We start from the raw sequence: 1,199 nt of genomic DNA on the forward strand, positions 1-1,199 counted from the left end.
CGGCACGGGACAGACCCGCCTGGCCTACCGCCTGCTCGACGCCCTGCGCGCGGGCGACGAGGCCGGCGGCGACCGCCGCGGCCGGCAGAGCGCGGCGCTGCTGGTGGTGGCCAAGGGCCAGGGGTACGGCGGCACCAGCGACGTCGTGGTGGATCTGCGCGTGGACGACCACCCCGACCCGGTCGCGGAGCTGACCCGCCTGCTCGAACTGCACACCCTCTACTTCGAACGCCCGGACCCGGCAACCCTGCTGGATCTCGACGGCGACGTGGGCACCGAGGTGCGCGACCGGCTCGCCGCCCTGGGCCACCCCGCGGGCCCGGCAGCGGCTGACCTCGACGAGGCGCTCGCGTCCTGGGCCGGCATCGCCAACCTGGAGGAACGCATCGTCGCCGGAAGGATCGACCCCCTGGTTCTGGATCAGCTGCGCAACGCCTGAGGAACGGATCAGCCGCGCAGGAAGGCCAGCACCGCGCGGACGCGGCGGTGGTCGTCGACGTCCGGGGGCAGGTCCAGCTTGGCCAGCAGGCTGCCGATGTGTTTGGCCACCGCCGCCTCGCTGACCACCAGCGTCCGGGCGATCGCCGTGTTCGAGCGGCCCTCGGCCATCAGGGCCAGCACCTCGCGCTCGCGGGGCGTGAGGCGGGCCAGCGGGTCGCGGCGCCGGCCCAGGAGCTGCCGGACCACTTCCGGGTCGACGACCGTCCGGCCGGCGGCCACCCGGACCAGCGCGTCGACGAACTCGGCCACGTCGCCGATGCGGTCCTTGAGCAGGTAGCCGACGCCTGCGGTGTGGCCGGAGTCGAGCAGTTCGGCGGCGTACGTCTGCTCCACGTACTGGCTCAGCACCAGGACCGGCAGGCCGGGGTCGGCGGCCCGCAGCGCGATCGCGGCCTGCAGGCCCTCGTCGCTGAAGCCCGGTGGCATCCGCACGTCGGTGACCACCCCGTCGGGCCGGGGCACGGCGACGGCCGCGAGCAGGGCCGGCGCGTCGGCGACGGCCGCGACCACCTCGTGGCCGAAGTGGCGCAGCATGCCGGCGATGCCCTCGCGGACGATGACGCCGTCCTCGGCGATCACGACCCGCACGGAATCTCCACGTGCAGCAGGGTCGGGCCGCCGGGCGGGCTGGACAGGGCCACCGTGCCGTCGACCGAGGCGAGCCGGTCGGCCAGGCCGGTCAGGCCGGAGCCGCGCTC

At 75.3% G+C, this 1,199-nt stretch carries 2 protein-coding genes; one reads left to right on the forward strand and one right to left on the reverse strand.

Annotated elements, in window-relative coordinates; all coding sequences use genetic code 11:
* A partial coding sequence (locus tag AB0C29_RS49385; protein ID WP_360835438.1) for a DUF1028 domain-containing protein occupies positions 1 to 439 on the forward strand: 439 nt, incomplete at its 5' end.
* Positions 440 to 447: 8 nt separating this feature from the next.
* Here AB0C29_RS49385 and AB0C29_RS49390 read toward each other — a convergent pair.
* The gene (locus AB0C29_RS49390) at positions 448 to 1,035 is read right to left on the reverse strand and encodes a response regulator transcription factor (protein WP_360835440.1); all 588 of its coding nucleotides are present in this window, start codon (positions 1,033 to 1,035) and stop codon (positions 448 to 450) included.
* Positions 1,036 to 1,199 lie beyond the last annotated feature (164 nt).

The organism is Actinoplanes sp. NPDC048791, from assembly GCF_040650095.1.
Classification (GTDB): domain Bacteria; phylum Actinomycetota; class Actinomycetes; order Mycobacteriales; family Micromonosporaceae; genus Actinoplanes.